This window comes from Saccharibacillus sacchari (assembly GCF_037722395.1).
In the GTDB taxonomy this organism is placed as follows: domain Bacteria; phylum Bacillota; class Bacilli; order Paenibacillales; family Paenibacillaceae; genus Saccharibacillus; species Saccharibacillus sacchari_A.
Genome location: NZ_JBBKAR010000001.1, coordinates 172387 through 188255 on the forward strand (window position 1 = coordinate 172387; position 15869 = coordinate 188255).

Below are 15869 nucleotides of genomic sequence, written 5' to 3' on the forward strand. Positions count from 1 at the left end.
TCGAAGCCGCCCCGTATGGTCAAGGGGCGGCTTATTTATTTACAATCAGCAGAACGGGAGCGATCGAGCATGGGGGTTAAGTTGATTACGGAATCGATCCGAAGCGTGGGCGTTTGGGTAGGACTTCCGATTAATGTATGGATCGTGGCGGAACAAGACGGGATTACGTTAGTGGATACCGGAATGTCTTTTATGAGCAAAGGAATTATAAAAGCGATCCAACGCATGGACGCAGGCCCGCTGAAGCGAATCCTGCTCACGCATGGACATGCCGATCATGTAGGCGGACTCCAAAACATTTTGCGGGTCTATGACGTTCCGGTCTATATGCACGCTGCGGAGATTCCGTACGCGGAAGGGCAATTGGCTTATCCGGACAAAGACAAAGCGCATGTTCATGTGGAAAAAGGGATTTTACAGCCTCTTCCGCTTGCTTCGGGAAAAAACAAAGAACTGGACGTTCACGGATCGTTGATCCCGTATTGGACGCCCGGACATTCTCCGGGGCATGTCGTGTATTTCCATCGCGGCGAGAACGCATTGCTGGCCGGCGATTTGTTCAACGGCAAGCGCGGCAAATTGATCCCGCCCCGCTTCACGCCGGACCCGGAACTTGCGATGCGCAGCGCTTTCGGGATCGTGAGGGAACTTGACCCGGAGCGAATCGAGGTCTGCCATGGATCTACCGTATATCGGCCTGCGGGGAAAATGGACGACCTGGAAGCGGAGATCCGGCAGGCACGCGAACTGGAAGCCAAGCTGAAAGCACGTAAAGAAGCGAAAGCCAAAGCGAAGCGGAGTAAAGCGTAAAGCCGGACCGTATAAAGCGAGTAAGCAAAACGGCGCAGCAGTAAGCTTGGCAGAGTCCAAGCTTTGGCCGCGTGAACTCAAGCCGTCCTTTTGCGCTACTCATAATGAGGATTAAGTGCAGAAATGCACTTATTTTCTGCTTATGATCGCTTGAATCCAAAATAAGTGCACAGATGCAATTATTCGACCGGAAAACCGACCAGTTTCTAAAAAAAGCGAAAAATAAGCGTATCTGAGCGCTTATTTGCTTGAAACGGCCGGATCTACCGGGATTAATTGCATCTATGCACTTATTCGACGTCTACGCGATAATAAGACGGTAACGGTAACGGTAACGGTAACGGTAACGGTAACGGTAACGGTGAACCGGAACGCGATTTGCGGCACCGTTTTTTCAACGTCTAAGCGGTTTGGCCGAGCCTACCGCCCATTGCTTCGGCTTTGCTTAAACAGGCTGCGCTTGAATATTACCCGATTCCCGGCTCAGCTTTCGATCGCAGGGCCGTCGCCGTACCGCTCGGCATTGCGTTCGATTTTGCGAAAAGCTTCCGCCAGCAGCTCAAGCTGCTCCGGCGTGAAATCTTCGATCATGGCGCTGTTATGGTGCCGCTCGATCACGGACGTCTCTTCGGTGACCTGACGGCCTTTTTCGGTCGGATAGATCAGGTACGCGCGTCGATCCGCCCGGTCGCTGCTGCGCATGATCAATCCTTTGCGGTGCAGCACATTGAGGATGCGCGTAACGGTCGGCTGATCTTTGACGGTGCGCTCGGCGATTTCTTTTTGGTTCATGCCTTCCTTGAAACAAATGCAACACATGACGGACCATTGTTCCGGCGTCAGATCGTAGTCCTTGAGGTTTGCGGCGAGACGGTTACTGACTTTTCGATAAATGACGCCCAGTTGAAAACCGATCGAATCTTGCGGCTGATACAAGGCTAATCCCCCTCTGGCGCGGCCGAATTCCGCCCCCGCGGCCCGGCCTGCTTGTTCTGATTTGCTGCTTGCTCACGCAAGTATACGAAGTTCGGAAAGCGGTGTCAAATGCGCAAATAAAGAAAACCGGCGGATTCGCGCCCAGCCGACGCAACGGATCAGATACGCGGCGAAAACTCGCCGGGAAAAGCCAAGCTGATCCGCGTTCCTTTGCCGGGAGCGGAATCTACCGTGATCGTGCCTTTGTGGGCGGTGACGACGGCGTAAGCGATACTCATACCGAGCCCCATGCCGTCGATGCCTTCATCGGTGCTCGTTCCCCGGTAATAGCGGTCGAACAGATGGGCTTTCGTTTCGTCGTCCATCCCGATTCCGTCGTCTTGGATCTCGATGACCGCATCGGCGCCTTCGCCGGATACGCGCAATCGAATCTGCGTGCCGGGACCGTTAGGTTTAACGGCGTTGGAGATCAGATTATCCAGCAATCGCTGAAACCATTTGGCGTTGGCGGAAATTTGGATGCGGCCGGGCCATGTTTTGCTCGGCTTTTTTACAGTGTACCAGACAAAGCTTAACGGCTGTTAAAGCACGCGATTTCTTTTTGACGCGGCGTTAAGCGAACGTTAAGGTCAGCTTTAGCGTTTATTTAACGCGGCGAGTTAAGCTTGAGACAGAGGTGATAAGGGGTATGAAAAAAAGGAATCATGCGATTGACGGGTTGAGAGGGTTCAGTTTGTCGGGGATCATCGTGGCGAACATGCTGATTTTCCAATACGGGCTGTTCGGGGAAACGGTGCCGGAATTGTTCGGGATCAAAGGAGCGGATCTTGCGTTTCATTCGTTCCTGTTTATTGCAGTGGTCGGAAGTTTTATGCCGATCTTCGCGTTCTTGTTCGGTTTCGGCATGGTCAAACTGGCGGATAGTCTGAAAGCGCGCGAGCTGCGTCCCAAAAGCCATCTGGCGCGGCGTTTTTTGCTGTTGTTTATATTCGGGATGCTGCATGCGACGTTTTTGTGGGAAGGCGATATTTTGACCTTTTACGGCGCGACCGGATTTTTCCTGCTGCTGTTCCTGAACCGCAAACCGAAAACGCTGCTGGTCTGGTCGGTGCTGCTTTTGGCCCTTACGGGGGCGCTGGGCGCTTCGCCGATGGAATCGTCGGTCAAAGGATTAGGGCAGTCGGAGCATACCGAAAGCTATATTTTGCAAAGCCGCGACGTGTACGGAACCGGAACGTATGCCGAGATCAAAGACTTCCGCAACAACGCCGATCCTTTCGGGGAAGAAGAAGGCTGGATCATGGCGATCGCTATCGTGCTTGCGCCGTTGATGATCGCGCCCATGTTTTTGCTGGGGATGCGCGCGGCGAAAGTCGGCACCTTCGACGATCCGGTCGCGATGCGCCGCACGTATGCCCGCAGGGCCGCGATTTTCGTTTCGATCGGGCTGCTGACCAAAAGCTTCTCCGTGCTCGGACCGCAATTCGGCGGAGGCGCGCTGCCCGGTATCGGAATCGGCGAGACGCTGGGCGGTTCGCTGCTGGCGCTCGGGTACATTTACGCGTTCATGCTGCTGTACGCCGGGAGCCGCCGGGTCGCGCTGCTTGAACGGTTTGAAGCCGTCGGACGGCTGTCGCTGACCAACTACTTGCTGCAAAGCCTGATCTGCACGACCGTTTTCTACGGTTACGGACTGGGACTGTTCGGCCGCGCGGGCGTGTTCGACGGAACGTTGATCGTGCTGACGGTCTATGCGGCGCAATTGTGGCTCAGTCTTTTGTATTTGAAAAGATTCCGTAACGGGCCCGTGGAAAAAGTGCTGCGAATCTGGACGTACCTTTCCTGGAAAGGACGTCCGAGAAAACCGGTGCGCGTTGCGGAACCGTTGGAGGGCGAAAGCCGCGTTTCATGATCGGTTATCGCAAAGCGTAGCACGTCTGCGCCGGATCGAGACGTTAAAAAGCCCGCTCACTCCGAGCGGGCTTTTTAACGTGCCGAGAAAACCTAACGTAACTGAAAGCGAAAATTCAGACACGATACGATCGGAATCATAAAAATAAGTGCGAATATACACTTTTTTTCTTTGAAAATTTCCGTTTGGAGAGAATAGGTGCGGATATGCACTTGATTCCTCCGAGTTTTGCTCTTTTTCGCTTTTTTTCTTCAAATAGTTGTATATACGCACTTATTTGAAAAATCAAGAGCAAATCGAGCGAAATAAGTGTATTTGAGCACTTATTTCAACCGACTTAAGACTTCGTGTTTGCTTCTTCTTTGACCGCATCCGCGGCTTTCGGCACGGATTCCCAGTCTTTCAGGAATTGGTCGATGCCTTTGTCCGTAAGCGGGTGCGCCCACAGCTTCGGCAGGATCGAGCCCGGAATCGTCGCGATATGCGCGCCCGCGAGAGCGGCTTGCTGCACATGGCCGATATTGCGGATGCTGGCCGCGATGATTTCCGATTTCAGGCCGTAGGTGTCCAAAATGGTACGCAGATCGGAGATCAGCTCCATGCCGTCCAATCCGATATCGTCCAGACGCCCGATAAACGGGCTGATATAAGTCGCTCCGGCTTTCGCGGCCATCAGGCCCTGGGCGGCGGAGAAAATAAGAGTAACATTCGTTTTGATGCCTTTTTGCGTCAATTGGTGGCACGCGTACAGTCCTTCTTCCGTCATCGGAAGCTTAATAACTACGTTCGGTGCCCATTCCACGATTTCCAACGCTTCCGCGATCATGTCGTCGCCTTTGAGCGAGACGACCTCGGCGCTGACAGGACCGGGAACAATAGCGGTTATTTCCTTGATGACGTCCTTGAATTGGCGACCTTCTTTCGCGATCAGCGAAGGGTTCGTCGTTACACCGTCCACCAAGCCCAAGCGTACGATCCGCTTGATTTCATCCAGATTACCGGTATCCAAGAAAAATTTCACGTCGATTCCTCCTCGAAAAAAATTAGGAAGTTTTCGTGCTCTTTCCGCGAAAAACCCCGCATCTATTACTTTCACCTTTTCAAGCGATTTTGACACATATTTCTCGGAACTATGCTTGCAAGCTTGAATCGGAAGGTTAAAACTCGATATAATCATAGATAGTCGACTCTGTACGTTGGCGGTACTTTGCCGTTGCGTAAGAAACGGACAAACTTGAGGATAAGGGGAACAGGGATGAGTAAAAACAAAAAGCCGGCGCCGAAAAACGGCAAGCCGCAGGGTGCGAAGAAAAACACAGGGGGAGCGGCAAGACCGCAAGGCGCGCCGAGACCGCAAAATCAAAACACAGCCGCTTCCCAGTGGACGTCGGGTTCGAAGCGTAAAAAGAGTAACCTGGGAATTATCGCATTGGGTTTTGTCGGCCTGATCGTCGTGTTGGCGGTGCTGATCTTTGTACTGACGAAGGTTGGGCAAAATCAAACGACTTCTTCCGCGGAGCCGGTCATTTTGACAAACTACGACGCTTCCAACCAGCCGACGCTGGGCAATCCGGATTCCAATGTGCAAATTGTTGAATTCGGCGATTACAAGTGCCCGGATTGCAAAATCTGGACGGAAACGGTGCTGCCGGAACTGAAAACGAAATACCTCGATACGAACGAAGCTTCGTTCCAATTCGCGGACTACCCGTTCCTCGCGGACGATTCGACGCTGCTCGCGCTGGGCGGAGAAGCGTTGTACGAGCAAAATCCGGAATACTTCTGGGCTTACAACAAAGCGGTCTACGCCAATCAGGACACAAGCAAAGTTCGTGACAGCTGGATTACCGAAGACTACATCGTCAATCTGGTCAAAGAAAACGTACCCGATGCCGATATCGAGAAATTCACGAACGATCTGAAAAACAAAACGTACCAGGCAGCCGTGGATGCCGACGTCAAAGCAGGCGACGACAGCAAAATCACCGGCACGCCTTCTATTTTCGTAAACGGAACAAAGGTAGAAAATCCGACGCTCGAAAACGTGGAAGCGGCGATTGAAGCAGCAAAAGCAAGCTAAGAAAGCTTATCTGCCCGGCGTATAAGGAATCGGCAAAATAGATTCCTTGTCCGCCGGTTTTTTATCGTTCAAAATCGTTGAAGCCGAAACGAATCGGGTTGCGCCAGCGTTAGTAAGGATGTATGTATAAAGGGAGGAACATAGATGGACAGTCAACAGATCGGCGATTATATGGGCGATTTTGAAGGACAGGACGCGATCTCGTTCGAAGAACCGGGCGTATGGAATATGTTCGGCGATCTTTTGGGCGGAGCGCCGTTGTGGTTTTTCATTCCGTTCGTATCGGTATTCGTGCTCGTGATCGGCAGCATCATTTTCGCGATCGTCAGAGGCACTGCGCGGTACGCCAAAAACAATGCTTCCGAAATCGTGGCAGTGCCCGCGCGCCTGATCGGCAAACGCACCGAAGTATGGGGAGGCAGCGGAGACAGCCGAGCCCGAACCAGTTATTACTTGACGTTCGAAGCGCAAAACGGCGATCGAAAAGAATTGGAAGTGAGCGGCGAACAGTACGGGCTCAATATGGAAGGCGACGAAGGTGTGCTGACGTTTCAGGGCACGCGTTTTAAAGGATTCGACCGAAACGCCAGAGCATGAATCAAGCGAAAACCGCGCAGGCTGTCCGGATACGGGTAATGCTGTCATAAGCCTTATCGAAGGAGGAAGCGGCATGGAGAAACGTATCAAAAACGTCACCCTCGCGATCATCCGCGGCGACATTACCAAGTACGCCACCGATGCGATCGTTAACGCGGCCAATTCGTCACTGCTCGGCGGCGGAGGCGTAGACGGAGCGATCCACCGTGCGGGCGGGCCTGCGATTTTGGAAGAGTGCCGGAAAATTCGCGATCGCCAAGGCGGCTGCGACACGGGAGAAGCGGTCGTGACAACAGCAGGGCGGCTGCCCGCAAAGTTCGTCGTGCATACGGTAGGCCCTGTGTATCAGGACGGGAGCAAAGGCGAGGCGGAGCTGCTTAAGCGCTGTTATCTAAACTCGATCCAAGCAGCGGTAAAGGTCTCGGCCCGGCGCATTTCTTTTCCGAATATATCGACAGGCATCTACGGCTATCCGAAAAAAGAAGCGGCCGAAGTGGCTGTCGCAGCAGTAAAAGAGGCTATTCAAACGTATGCCGGACATTCGGGCGAAACGTTTCTGGAAGAGGTGGCCTTCGTCTGCTACGATGAAGAGAACGAACGACTTTACCGGCAGTTGCTAGACCAGGAAGGTCGGTAAATCGGCAAAAGGAGAACCAGAAGCACGATGACTCATGCGATCAAAGCACGAATACAGGATTTGGAGCGCTATAACCCATCTCAGACCGCGGAAAATGATCTACAAGAGTTTTGGTCGAGTACGCTGGCTGAGTATGCTGAAAAACCGTTAAACGGGAACAGAGAACTTGTACAGACTCCTATGAGCGGTATGGACGTCTACCTGACCACCTACGAGGGTGCGGACGATACGCCGCTGCATGCCTGGTATTTGACGCCGAAAGCTGAACGCGGAACGAAATTCCCGTGTGTGGTTCATTACCACGGCTACACAGGCAGCAAAGGAATGCCCGAGCATTTTGCACATTATATTCTGATGGGCTTTGCCGTGCTGTCCGTAGACGTACGTGGGCAGGGCGGAGATACGGGCAATCGGCAGGAGCAGTCTTACGGCGCGATCCGGGGCTGGGTCACGCCGGGCATTTTACAGCGGGAGACGGCCTATTATCGGGCGATCACGATAGATGCGATACGGGCGACGGAGTGGGCGGCCGCGCAACCGGAAACGGACGCGGAGCGAATCTTCGTTATCGGTGGCAGTCAGGGAGGCGGTCTTGCCATGATCGTGCCCGCGTTGAGCGGCATCCCTAAAGCAGCGGTAGCTCATATTCCGAATATGTGCCATATGGACTTCGGGATTTTGAATTCGAACAGTTCTTTATCCGAAGCGGCGGAATTTGTCAGTCGGCATCCCGAGCATTTTGACACCGTGCTGAGAACGCTCAGTTATTTTGATAATTTGAACTTGGCGCCGCGTATCCGGATTCCGATTATGGTATCTTGCGGCCTCAAAGATCCTTGCTGCATGCCGGAGACGGTCTATGCCGCTTACAACCGAATTGCGTCGGAAAAAGAAATGCGGGTCTATCCGTTCGACGGTCACTGGGTATCGGACGGACAGAATCGCTTGGCGATGGAATTTTTGGCTCGGCATGCTGGATTGGTGTGACCGGATATGGAGAAGCTTCTGAAATCGCGTGATCGGCGCGGATTTCAGAAGCTTCTTTTTTTATGTAAAAGTATTTAATTTTCTTTAAGTCACATACTTTACTTTTGTAACCTTGTGTATTATGATGAGAGTATAACAAATATTACTTAAGGGAAACAAATAACGATATAACTAAACAAAATGGAGGCAACTAGCATGAGCAATTATCGGATTCATCCGGAAGCCCATATGGGACGGGTTCAATTGAAAGTCAGTCAGATCGAACGTTCGGTACGTTTTTACAGTGAAGTGATCGGGCTTAAGCTATTGGCTCAGACGGAAAAAACAGCTGAGTTCGGCGTGGAAGGCAGTGGCGTGCTGCTGGGGATCGAAGAAGTACCGCAAGCCCAAATCATGCGTCCTCAATCCGTAACGGGCTTGTACCATTTTGCAATCCTGCTGCCAAACCGCACGGCATTGGGCACAACGCTGCGCCATCTGGCCGAAACCGGAATAAGCATCGGGCAAGGAGACCATCTGGTGAGCGAAGCTTTTTACATGAATGATCCGGACGGCAACGGCATCGAGATTTATGCGGACCGTCCGCGTTCGGAATGGCAAAAAGACGCCAAAGGCGAGTATGTGATGGCAACCGATCCGGTCGACGTAGAATCGCTGCTGCAATTGGCGGGCGCATGGAACGGGATGCCTTCCGGTACAATCATCGGTCACGTCCATCTGCATGTCGGCAACTTGCCGGATGCACGCAAGTTTTATGTAGAAGGACTTGGTTTTGACGTGGTGTTGCACTTCGGCAATGCGGCTTTGTTCGTGTCGGCGGGCGGTTACCACCACCACATGGGCTTGAATACCTGGGCGGGCGTAGGCGCACCGGCGGCTCCGGCCAACGCGGTTGGTTTGAAATACTTTACGATCGTTTACCCAAACGAAGGCGAACGCGACCAAGCGGTTACGGCTCTTCGCGAAGCTGGAATCGAAGTTACCGACACGCCGGAAGGCCCGTCGGCGCTTGATCCTTTCGGAAACCGTGCGGTGTTGGTTGCGGCTCTTTAAAATTAAGTGTTTTGCGGGCGATTCCGACCTTGAGCCACGAGGTTGGGATCGCTCTTTTTGCGTGCAAAGAATGATTCGAACGAAAAGGCGAAGGGTCAACAAAAGAATAGAGACGCATTGCGAAAGGGGAACGGTTATGAGAGTGATCGGCATATTGTTTGTCGCGCTGGGTTTGTTCTGGGTAGTGACCGGAGTGTTTTTCGTAATTAATCCGTCTGCGGAAAGGATCGCATATCCGGCCGGCGTGATCGCGCTCGCTTTTTCTTTGTTTTTTTTCCTGCCGGGCGCTTTGGGGACGTGGATCGGTTCGCGGCTGATCCGTTGGTCCAATCGCCGAAAACGCCGCCGCATGGAAACCGAATATCCGAGTCTGGATCTTGCGAAACCGGACGTTCCGCAAAGCGAGGCGCCGCCGATCCGTTTGGACAAACCCACGTCGCCAAGCGGCGATATTTACCGGACGGCGTCGCCTCGGCCGCGCACGGACGCGTCGGAACTGATCGTGGCCGTCTGCCGCTCTTGCGGTCGCCGCAAAACGATACGGTCCGGTACGCAAGCGGAATGCGAATATTGCGGTTCGGTTCTGGCTCCGGATTGACCGGAATCTCTTATCTTTTCCGACAAAAATCCTTTGACAACAAGTGAACGGTATGAGACGGTTTTACAGTGAGCAAGATCATTACGTGAAAAAGGATGGAAGAACGATGGCGTTGATCGAAGTCGTAAAATACAGCGGGCCTTCCGGCATGCTCGTCTGGAAATATCCGAATGAAGAGCTTGGCACATGGACCCAATTAATCGTAAACGAATCGCAGGAAGCTGTGCTGTATAAGGGAGGCCGTGCAACGGACACATTCGGTCCGGGACGCCATACGCTCAGCACAGCGAATATTCCGATCCTCAACAATATCGTCAACCTCCCGTTCGGCGGAGATTCTCCATTTACCGCCGAAGTCTGGTACATCAATAAAGCAACCGTGCTTGATGTCAAATGGGGAACGTCTTCGCCTATCCAACTGAGAGATCCGCAGTACAATATTATCGTTCCCGTGCGTGCTTTCGGGCAGTTTGGAGTAGAAGTCGTCGATGCGCGTTCGCTGTTGACGAAGATCGTAGGGACGCTGCCGCAGTTCGATCAATTGTCGCTGGTGAAGTATTTCCGCGGCATTTTGATGATGAATATTAATGAATTGATATCGGGCTATCTGGTTCATAAAAAAATCGGCGTGTTGGAAATCAATGCGTACATTACGGAAATCGCGGCCGAGATCGAGTCGAAGGCGGGGGTTGTATTCGAGGAATACGGGATTCGTTTGAAGCATTTCTCCTGTGATTCGATCAGCGTGCCCGAGGACGATTCGTCGGTGACGCGGCTGCGCGAAGCGCTGGCCAAAAAAGCCGAGATGGATATCGTGGGCTACACCTATCAGCAGGAACGTACCTTTGATACGCTTGAGGGCGCAGCGACCAATGAAGGATCGACCCAAGCGGGCGTGATGGGCGCGGGACTGGGACTTGGCATGGGAGTCGGGATCGGCGGAGCATTCGGCGGTCAGACTTCGGAGTTGGGACGGCTTATGAATACCGGTCCTACACCTTCCAACGTAGCGCCTGCGCTCAAACAGTGCCCGGATTGTCATACAGGCAATCCGGCAAGCGCAAAATTCTGCTCAGGTTGCGGCAAAGTGCTTCATGTACCGCAGCCCGTAGAAGAGCAACAGCATCCATGTAACGCATGCGGTCATCCGCTGCCCCGGGATGCCAAATTCTGCCCGAATTGCGGGGATCGATACAAGGCTTGCGAAGGCTGTGGAGCCGACAATGCCGAAGATGCTTCCGTATGCGGAAATTGCGGTCGAGAGCTGCCCAAGCCTTGCGTTCATTGCGGCGAGGCGGTAGCTCCTTCGGCAAAGTTCTGCCCGAGTTGCGGAAAAAGCCAGGGAATTACGGCTTGTGCGGGTTGCGGCCATGAGCTTGAAGCCGGACAGAAGTTCTGTCCCGAATGCGGGCGAGGGATAGGGCAATAAAAAGCGGCGATGAAGCAAGCGGACGGTTTTGATCAGAAAAGCGGCTTATTTTTTGTACGATCGCAAGGGAAGTCAGAGTAGAGGTGGAAGAGATGAAAGTTATAGGCATCATCATGAATGTGTTGGCTACGCTTTGGGCGGGGTTAGGTCTGTTGGTTATGCTGATTCCGGACGAGGATTACACTCCGCTTGAAGACTTTATCGGCTCGAGTATTTTCTTCTACGTTCCTGCGCTCATTGTGATCGTGATCGGTTCGTTCATTATCCGCGCAGCCAATCTCAATCGGGCCAAAGAAGAAGAATTCCGTTCGAACGCGGCTTACAATCGTCGTTTGAGCGAAGCGCGTGCCGATTATGACCAGGCGACCGGTTATCGAGGACCGAGCAGCCGCAACGAGCCGCGCCGCGAGAGCGAGTTTGCGCCGCCCAATCCTCCAGGCTCCTATACGTCGGACGGCAGCGCTTATGATAGCGGTAGCTCCGGACGTCCGATGCGGCCTAACCAGGCTCCGATCGTCGAAGCGACTTGCCGCTCGTGCGGAGCACGCAAAACACTGCGAGCGGGAACATCGGTCGAATGTGAATATTGCGGTTCGACCATTACGGCCGATTAAGGCAGAAATAGTCGACCGAATCTTTTTGCGAAAGGAATTTTTGAGCCATGAAACCGATCTTTGAAAATGACTGGGCGAACATTTTGCATCCTGAAATGCAGAAGCCCTATTATTTGGAATTGCGAAGCAAGCTGGCTGACGAGTATCGTTCGCGGACCGTCTACCCGGATATGTATCGAATTTTCAGCGCGTTCCATCTGACCTCTTTCGCGGACACGCAAGTCGTCATTTTGGGTCAAGATCCCTATCATGGGCCGAATCAAGCCCACGGCTTAAGCTTCTCCGTACAGCCGGGTATTCAGGTTCCGCCTTCATTGGAGAATATTTACCGCGAGCTTCATGATGATTTGGGCTGCCCGCCGGTTCGTCATGGTTTTCTGGAGCATTGGGCGAAACAGGGCGTATTGCTGCTCAACAACGTGTTGACCGTGCGCAGAGGAGCGGCGGCTTCGCATCAGGGAATAGGCTGGGAAACGTTCACGGATGCGGCGATTGCAGCGATTAACGAACGGGAAACGCCAGCGGTCTTCATTTTGTGGGGACGCAGCGCGCAGGAAAAAGGTTCGTTTATCGACGGGAGCCGGCATCTGATCATCAAATCGGCACATCCGAGTCCGCGTTCGGCGGATCGCGGATTTTTCGGCAGCCGTCCGTTCTCGCGCACCAATGCTTTTTTGCGAGAAAAAGGCTTGTCCGAGATCGATTGGTGCCTGCCGGAATCGCCGGAAGGGTTAAAGGAAGAAGGGAAAACGACAACATGAAAAGTTATCCATATATCCTGTTCGACGCAGACGACACTTTGCTTGATTTCCGGCGCTGCGAACGGGAAGCTTTTACGACATCGTTGACAGAGTCGGGCCTCGGCTTGGATTTTGAGCTGTGTTTCAAAAGTTATACAACCATCAACCGGGCACTTTGGCTCGATTATGAACAAAATAAAGTGACGCAAACCCAGCTTCGCAGCGAGCGTTTCCGTCGATTATTCACACAATTGGGAATCGAAAGCGATCCGGAGACGTTCGGAGCGACCTATTTAAGGCATTTTGCGGCAGGATCGTTCCTTACGCCAGATGCGCTTGCGGTCTGCGATGCGTTGAAGCCAACGCTGAATCTGTCGATTATCACCAACGGAATCAGCGACGTGCAATTCTCCCGGATTTCCGGCTCGGAGCTGAAAGACCATTTCGACCATATCATCGTCTCCGATGATGTCGGTTCTGCCAAGCCGGCACCGGAAATTTTCGATTACGCGATGCGCAAGATCGGGTGCGACGACAAATCGCAAGCGCTGATCGTCGGCGATTCGCTGTCTTCCGATATCCGGGGCGGACATAACTACGGCATCGACACCTGCTGGTACAATCCGGGCGGATTGGAGAACACAAGCGGCATCGTACCGACTTACGAAATCACGTCGCTGACCGAATTGTTGGCATTAGTGGGAAACGCGACGGAAGCAGCAACCGAAGCTTAAAACTGTAAAAAGACGAAGCATCTATAGATGCCTCGTCTTCAACTTGCCGAGAAAGCCTAACGTAGCTGGAAGAGAGAAGACGGAGAAAGAAATTCAGTGCAGAAATGAAATGTTCGCCTTTGAAACCGAGAAAATTCCACTGAAAATTCAATCTTTTTCTCGGTTTCAACACGCGATCGGAACGAATTTATTTCGGAGTTTTCTCGCTTCCCGCGCCCACGTAACTTTCTCGGCATCCCGAGACGAAGCATACACAGATGCTTCGTCTTTTTGCTTTTATAACAGAGGGAATCGATTCAACCTTGAAGCACCCGATAGTGATGCCGGGCGACAATATCGAACCCCAATGTTTGATACAACCGAACCGCCGCAACGTTGTCTTGCAGCACCTGCAAATACAGTTCGGCGGCTCCGCGTTCGATCGCCCAGCGCGTCAACTCGCCCATCATGCAAGCAGCCAGTCCGCGGCGGCGATAATTCGGTGACACCATCAGATTGCTGATATAGCCGAAATTTCCTTGCGAAACGACCGTTCCCAATGCCGCGACTTTTCCGTCGATTCGCAGACTGGCAAAACACTTGTCCGCCCGGATTGCCTCGAATATCGAAGCATAAATCGGCTCTCGCTCGGCAGGAACCTTTTTCAGTTCGGTAAATTGCTGCAACCAAGCCTCGTTCTCCGACCTGTGATTCGGTCGCGGGAGGCTAAAAGTGATTTCGCCGCATTGCGCAACCGCCGGACGTGCAGCAATCCTCTCCAGCGAAAGTTTTGCCGAACCCGCCATCAAATAACACGGCTCGCTAAGCGCATACCCTGCAAGCTGAAGGTGTTCGTCCAGTCCTGCGGGTGAAGTCTCGCTGACGTAAAAGCAGGCGTCAATCCCGTTACGTGCAGCAAAGCTTTCGGCTTGTGCCAACCAATCGTTTCCGGCGCCGGATTCTGGGAAAGGCCCGACTGCCCACACGCTGTTCGCCCGACGGCTGACTCCGCTCGCAGCGCGAAGCTTCCAGCCATCCAGCGCTTCCAAAACTTGCGGCGGCCAGGCTTCGATCGTCAATTGCTCCAACAGGCGCGCCCGCTCCAAGCGATCTGTCTTTTGCTCAAATGGCATCATTGGCGGTGCTCCTTTTCAATCAGATGATGCAACGGATTATAACGTTTCGACTGCGTTTTCGGCAAGACTTGATTTCAGGCGATAAAAATGTTGCCGGGAAAGCTTTCTTTTTGACTGTTGAAAACGCTACAATTACAATCAGAGTGAGAAAGAAGCGTTGTCTGTATCAAATGTTACAGGGAGTTGACCCCAGACAACGTAACTATTTTGGGATAGCGATGAAGGAGGAGACGGATTTTGGATTATCGGATCGAAAAAGACACGCTTGGAGAAATGAAGGTACCTACGGACAAAATGTGGGGTGCCCAAACGCAGCGCAGCAAAGAGAACTTTCCGATCGGCCAGGAGAAGATGCCTTCCGAAGTAATACGCGCTTTCGCGATTTTGAAAAAATCGGCGGCGCTGGCGAACCACGATCTCGGCAAGCTGTCGGAACATAAAGCGGGCGCGATCGCGCGCGCGGCCGACGAGATTCTCGAAGGATTGCTGGACGAGCATTTCCCGCTGGTGGTCTGGCAAACGGGCAGCGGCACGCAGTCCAATATGAACGTCAACGAAGTTATCGCTTACCGCGGCAATCAACTGCTCGAAGGCAAAGGAGGAACCGACGAGCGTCTGCATCCGAATGACGATGTGAATATGTCGCAAAGCTCGAACGATACGTTCCCGACAGCCCTGCATGTAGCAGGCGTGATCGCGGTCGAGGATAAGCTTCTGCCGGCGATCGCTGTATTGAAAGCCACCCTCGACGAAAAAGTCGAAGACTTCAAAGACGTGATCAAGATCGGCCGTACGCACTTGATGGACGCGACTCCGTTGACGTTGGGCCAAGAAATCAGCGGTTGGTCCGCCATGCTGGAGAAAAGCGGCAACATGATCAAAGAAAGCGTGCAGCATATGAAAGAACTGGCAATCGGCGGCACAGCCGTCGGTACAGGGATCAACGCGCACCCGGAGTTCGGCGATCGCGCGGCTGCTTATATCTCCCAGTTCACCCAAGCTAAATTTACATCGGCCAAAAATAAATTCCACGCGCTGACCAGTCACGACGAGACGGTCTACACGCACGGAGCGATCAAAGGACTGGCGGCGGATCTGATGAAGATCGCCAACGACGTGCGGTGGTTAGCGAGCGGTCCGCGCAGCGGCCTGGGCGAGATCCGCATTCCGGAAAACGAACCGGGCAGCTCGATCATGCCGGGTAAGGTCAATCCGACCCAGCCGGAAGCGATCACGATGGTCGTGGCGCAGGTGTTCGGCAACGATACGACCATCGGCTTTGCGGCAAGCCAAGGCAACTTCGAGCTGAACGTGTTCAAGCCGGTCCTGATCTACAACTTCCTGCAATCCGTCAATCTGTTGGCCGATTCGATCCTCGCGTTCAATGACAAATGCGCGGTCGGCATCGAAGCGAACCTGGACAAGATCGAGCATAACCTGAACAACTCGCTGATGCTCGTCACATCGCTGAATCCGCATATCGGTTATGAGAACGCGGCCAAGATCGCCAAAAAGGCGCATGCCGAAGGCACGTCGTTGAAAGAAGCGGCTCTGGCTACGGGATTGCTGACCGAAGAAGAATTCGACCGTTACGTTGATCCGAAAAAAATGATCTAAGGAGGATGAC

Annotated in this window: 17 protein-coding genes; 13 read left to right on the forward strand and 4 right to left on the reverse strand. The window is 53.1% G+C overall.

What is annotated here, in order from left to right:
• Positions 1 to 69 precede the first annotated feature (69 nt).
• Complete coding sequence (locus tag WKI47_RS00860; protein ID WP_340225293.1) at positions 70 to 810, forward strand: MBL fold metallo-hydrolase; 741 nt, start codon at positions 70 to 72, stop codon at positions 808 to 810.
• A 483-nt stretch (positions 811 to 1293) separates the two neighbouring features.
• Here WKI47_RS00860 and WKI47_RS00865 read toward each other — a convergent pair whose 3' ends face one another.
• Positions 1294 to 1746, reverse strand: a complete 453-nt coding sequence (locus WKI47_RS00865; protein WP_340225294.1) for a MarR family transcriptional regulator — start codon at positions 1744 to 1746, stop codon at positions 1294 to 1296.
• A 158-nt stretch (positions 1747 to 1904) separates the two neighbouring features.
• Positions 1905 to 2267, reverse strand: a complete 363-nt coding sequence (locus WKI47_RS00870; RefSeq protein ID WP_340225465.1) for an ATP-binding protein — start codon at positions 2265 to 2267, stop codon at positions 1905 to 1907.
• A gap of 167 nt (positions 2268 to 2434) precedes the next feature.
• Between WKI47_RS00870 and WKI47_RS00875 the strand changes: the two genes are divergently transcribed.
• On the forward strand, positions 2435 to 3658 hold the full coding sequence (locus tag WKI47_RS00875; RefSeq protein ID WP_340225295.1) for a DUF418 domain-containing protein: 1224 nt from the start codon (positions 2435 to 2437) through the stop codon (positions 3656 to 3658).
• 337 nt (positions 3659 to 3995) lie between these two features.
• Here the strand turns inward: WKI47_RS00875 and fsa are convergent, their stop codons facing one another.
• The gene (fsa, locus tag WKI47_RS00880; RefSeq protein ID WP_340225296.1) at positions 3996 to 4679 is read right to left on the reverse strand and encodes a fructose-6-phosphate aldolase; all 684 of its coding nucleotides are present in this window, start codon (positions 4677 to 4679) and stop codon (positions 3996 to 3998) included.
• 234 nt (positions 4680 to 4913) lie between these two features.
• On the opposite strand from fsa, the gene WKI47_RS00885 reads away from it, so the two are divergent.
• The 10 genes from WKI47_RS00885 (at position 4914) to WKI47_RS00930 (ending at position 13127) form a co-directional block, all read left to right on the forward strand.
• Positions 4914 to 5738 (forward strand): DsbA family protein, encoded by an 825-nt coding sequence (locus WKI47_RS00885; protein WP_340225297.1) that lies wholly within the window; start codon positions 4914 to 4916, stop codon positions 5736 to 5738.
• A 144-nt stretch (positions 5739 to 5882) separates the two neighbouring features.
• Positions 5883 to 6335, forward strand: coding sequence for a DUF2500 domain-containing protein (locus tag WKI47_RS00890; RefSeq protein ID WP_340225298.1), 453 nt, complete (start codon positions 5883 to 5885; stop codon positions 6333 to 6335).
• A gap of 73 nt (positions 6336 to 6408) precedes the next feature.
• A complete protein-coding gene (locus WKI47_RS00895) occupies positions 6409 to 6972 on the forward strand; it encodes an O-acetyl-ADP-ribose deacetylase (RefSeq protein ID WP_340225299.1) in 564 nt (187 codons plus the stop codon).
• A gap of 27 nt (positions 6973 to 6999) precedes the next feature.
• Positions 7000 to 7959, forward strand: a complete 960-nt coding sequence (locus tag WKI47_RS00900) for an acetylxylan esterase (protein ID WP_340225300.1) — start codon at positions 7000 to 7002, stop codon at positions 7957 to 7959.
• Positions 7960 to 8154: 195 nt separating this feature from the next.
• Positions 8155 to 9012, forward strand: a complete 858-nt coding sequence (locus WKI47_RS00905; protein ID WP_340225301.1) for a VOC family protein — start codon at positions 8155 to 8157, stop codon at positions 9010 to 9012.
• A 136-nt stretch (positions 9013 to 9148) separates the two neighbouring features.
• Positions 9149 to 9610 (forward strand): hypothetical protein, encoded by a 462-nt coding sequence (locus tag WKI47_RS00910; protein WP_340225302.1) that lies wholly within the window; start codon positions 9149 to 9151, stop codon positions 9608 to 9610.
• 106 nt (positions 9611 to 9716) lie between these two features.
• Positions 9717 to 11039, forward strand: a complete 1323-nt coding sequence (locus WKI47_RS00915; RefSeq protein ID WP_340225303.1) for an SPFH domain-containing protein — start codon at positions 9717 to 9719, stop codon at positions 11037 to 11039.
• Positions 11040 to 11131: 92 nt separating this feature from the next.
• A complete protein-coding gene (locus WKI47_RS00920) occupies positions 11132 to 11653 on the forward strand; it encodes a hypothetical protein (protein ID WP_340225304.1) in 522 nt (173 codons plus the stop codon).
• 47 nt (positions 11654 to 11700) lie between these two features.
• Complete coding sequence (locus tag WKI47_RS00925) at positions 11701 to 12414, forward strand: uracil-DNA glycosylase (protein WP_340225305.1); 714 nt, start codon at positions 11701 to 11703, stop codon at positions 12412 to 12414.
• Positions 12411 to 13127: a YjjG family noncanonical pyrimidine nucleotidase gene (locus WKI47_RS00930; protein ID WP_340225306.1), complete on the forward strand. Its 717-nt coding sequence runs from the start codon at positions 12411 to 12413 to the stop codon at positions 13125 to 13127. The genes WKI47_RS00925 and WKI47_RS00930 overlap by 4 nt, the downstream gene beginning before the upstream one ends.
• A 296-nt stretch (positions 13128 to 13423) precedes the next feature.
• On the opposite strand, the gene WKI47_RS00935 is transcribed toward WKI47_RS00930, so the two are convergent.
• The gene (locus WKI47_RS00935; protein WP_340225307.1) at positions 13424 to 14242 is read right to left on the reverse strand and encodes a GNAT family N-acetyltransferase; all 819 of its coding nucleotides are present in this window, start codon (positions 14240 to 14242) and stop codon (positions 13424 to 13426) included.
• Between the two features lie 237 nt (positions 14243 to 14479).
• Here WKI47_RS00935 and fumC point away from each other — a divergent pair, with 237 nt between their 5' ends.
• Complete coding sequence (fumC, locus tag WKI47_RS00940) at positions 14480 to 15859, forward strand: class II fumarate hydratase (protein WP_340225308.1); 1380 nt, start codon at positions 14480 to 14482, stop codon at positions 15857 to 15859.
• Positions 15860 to 15869: the final 10 nt, after the last annotated feature.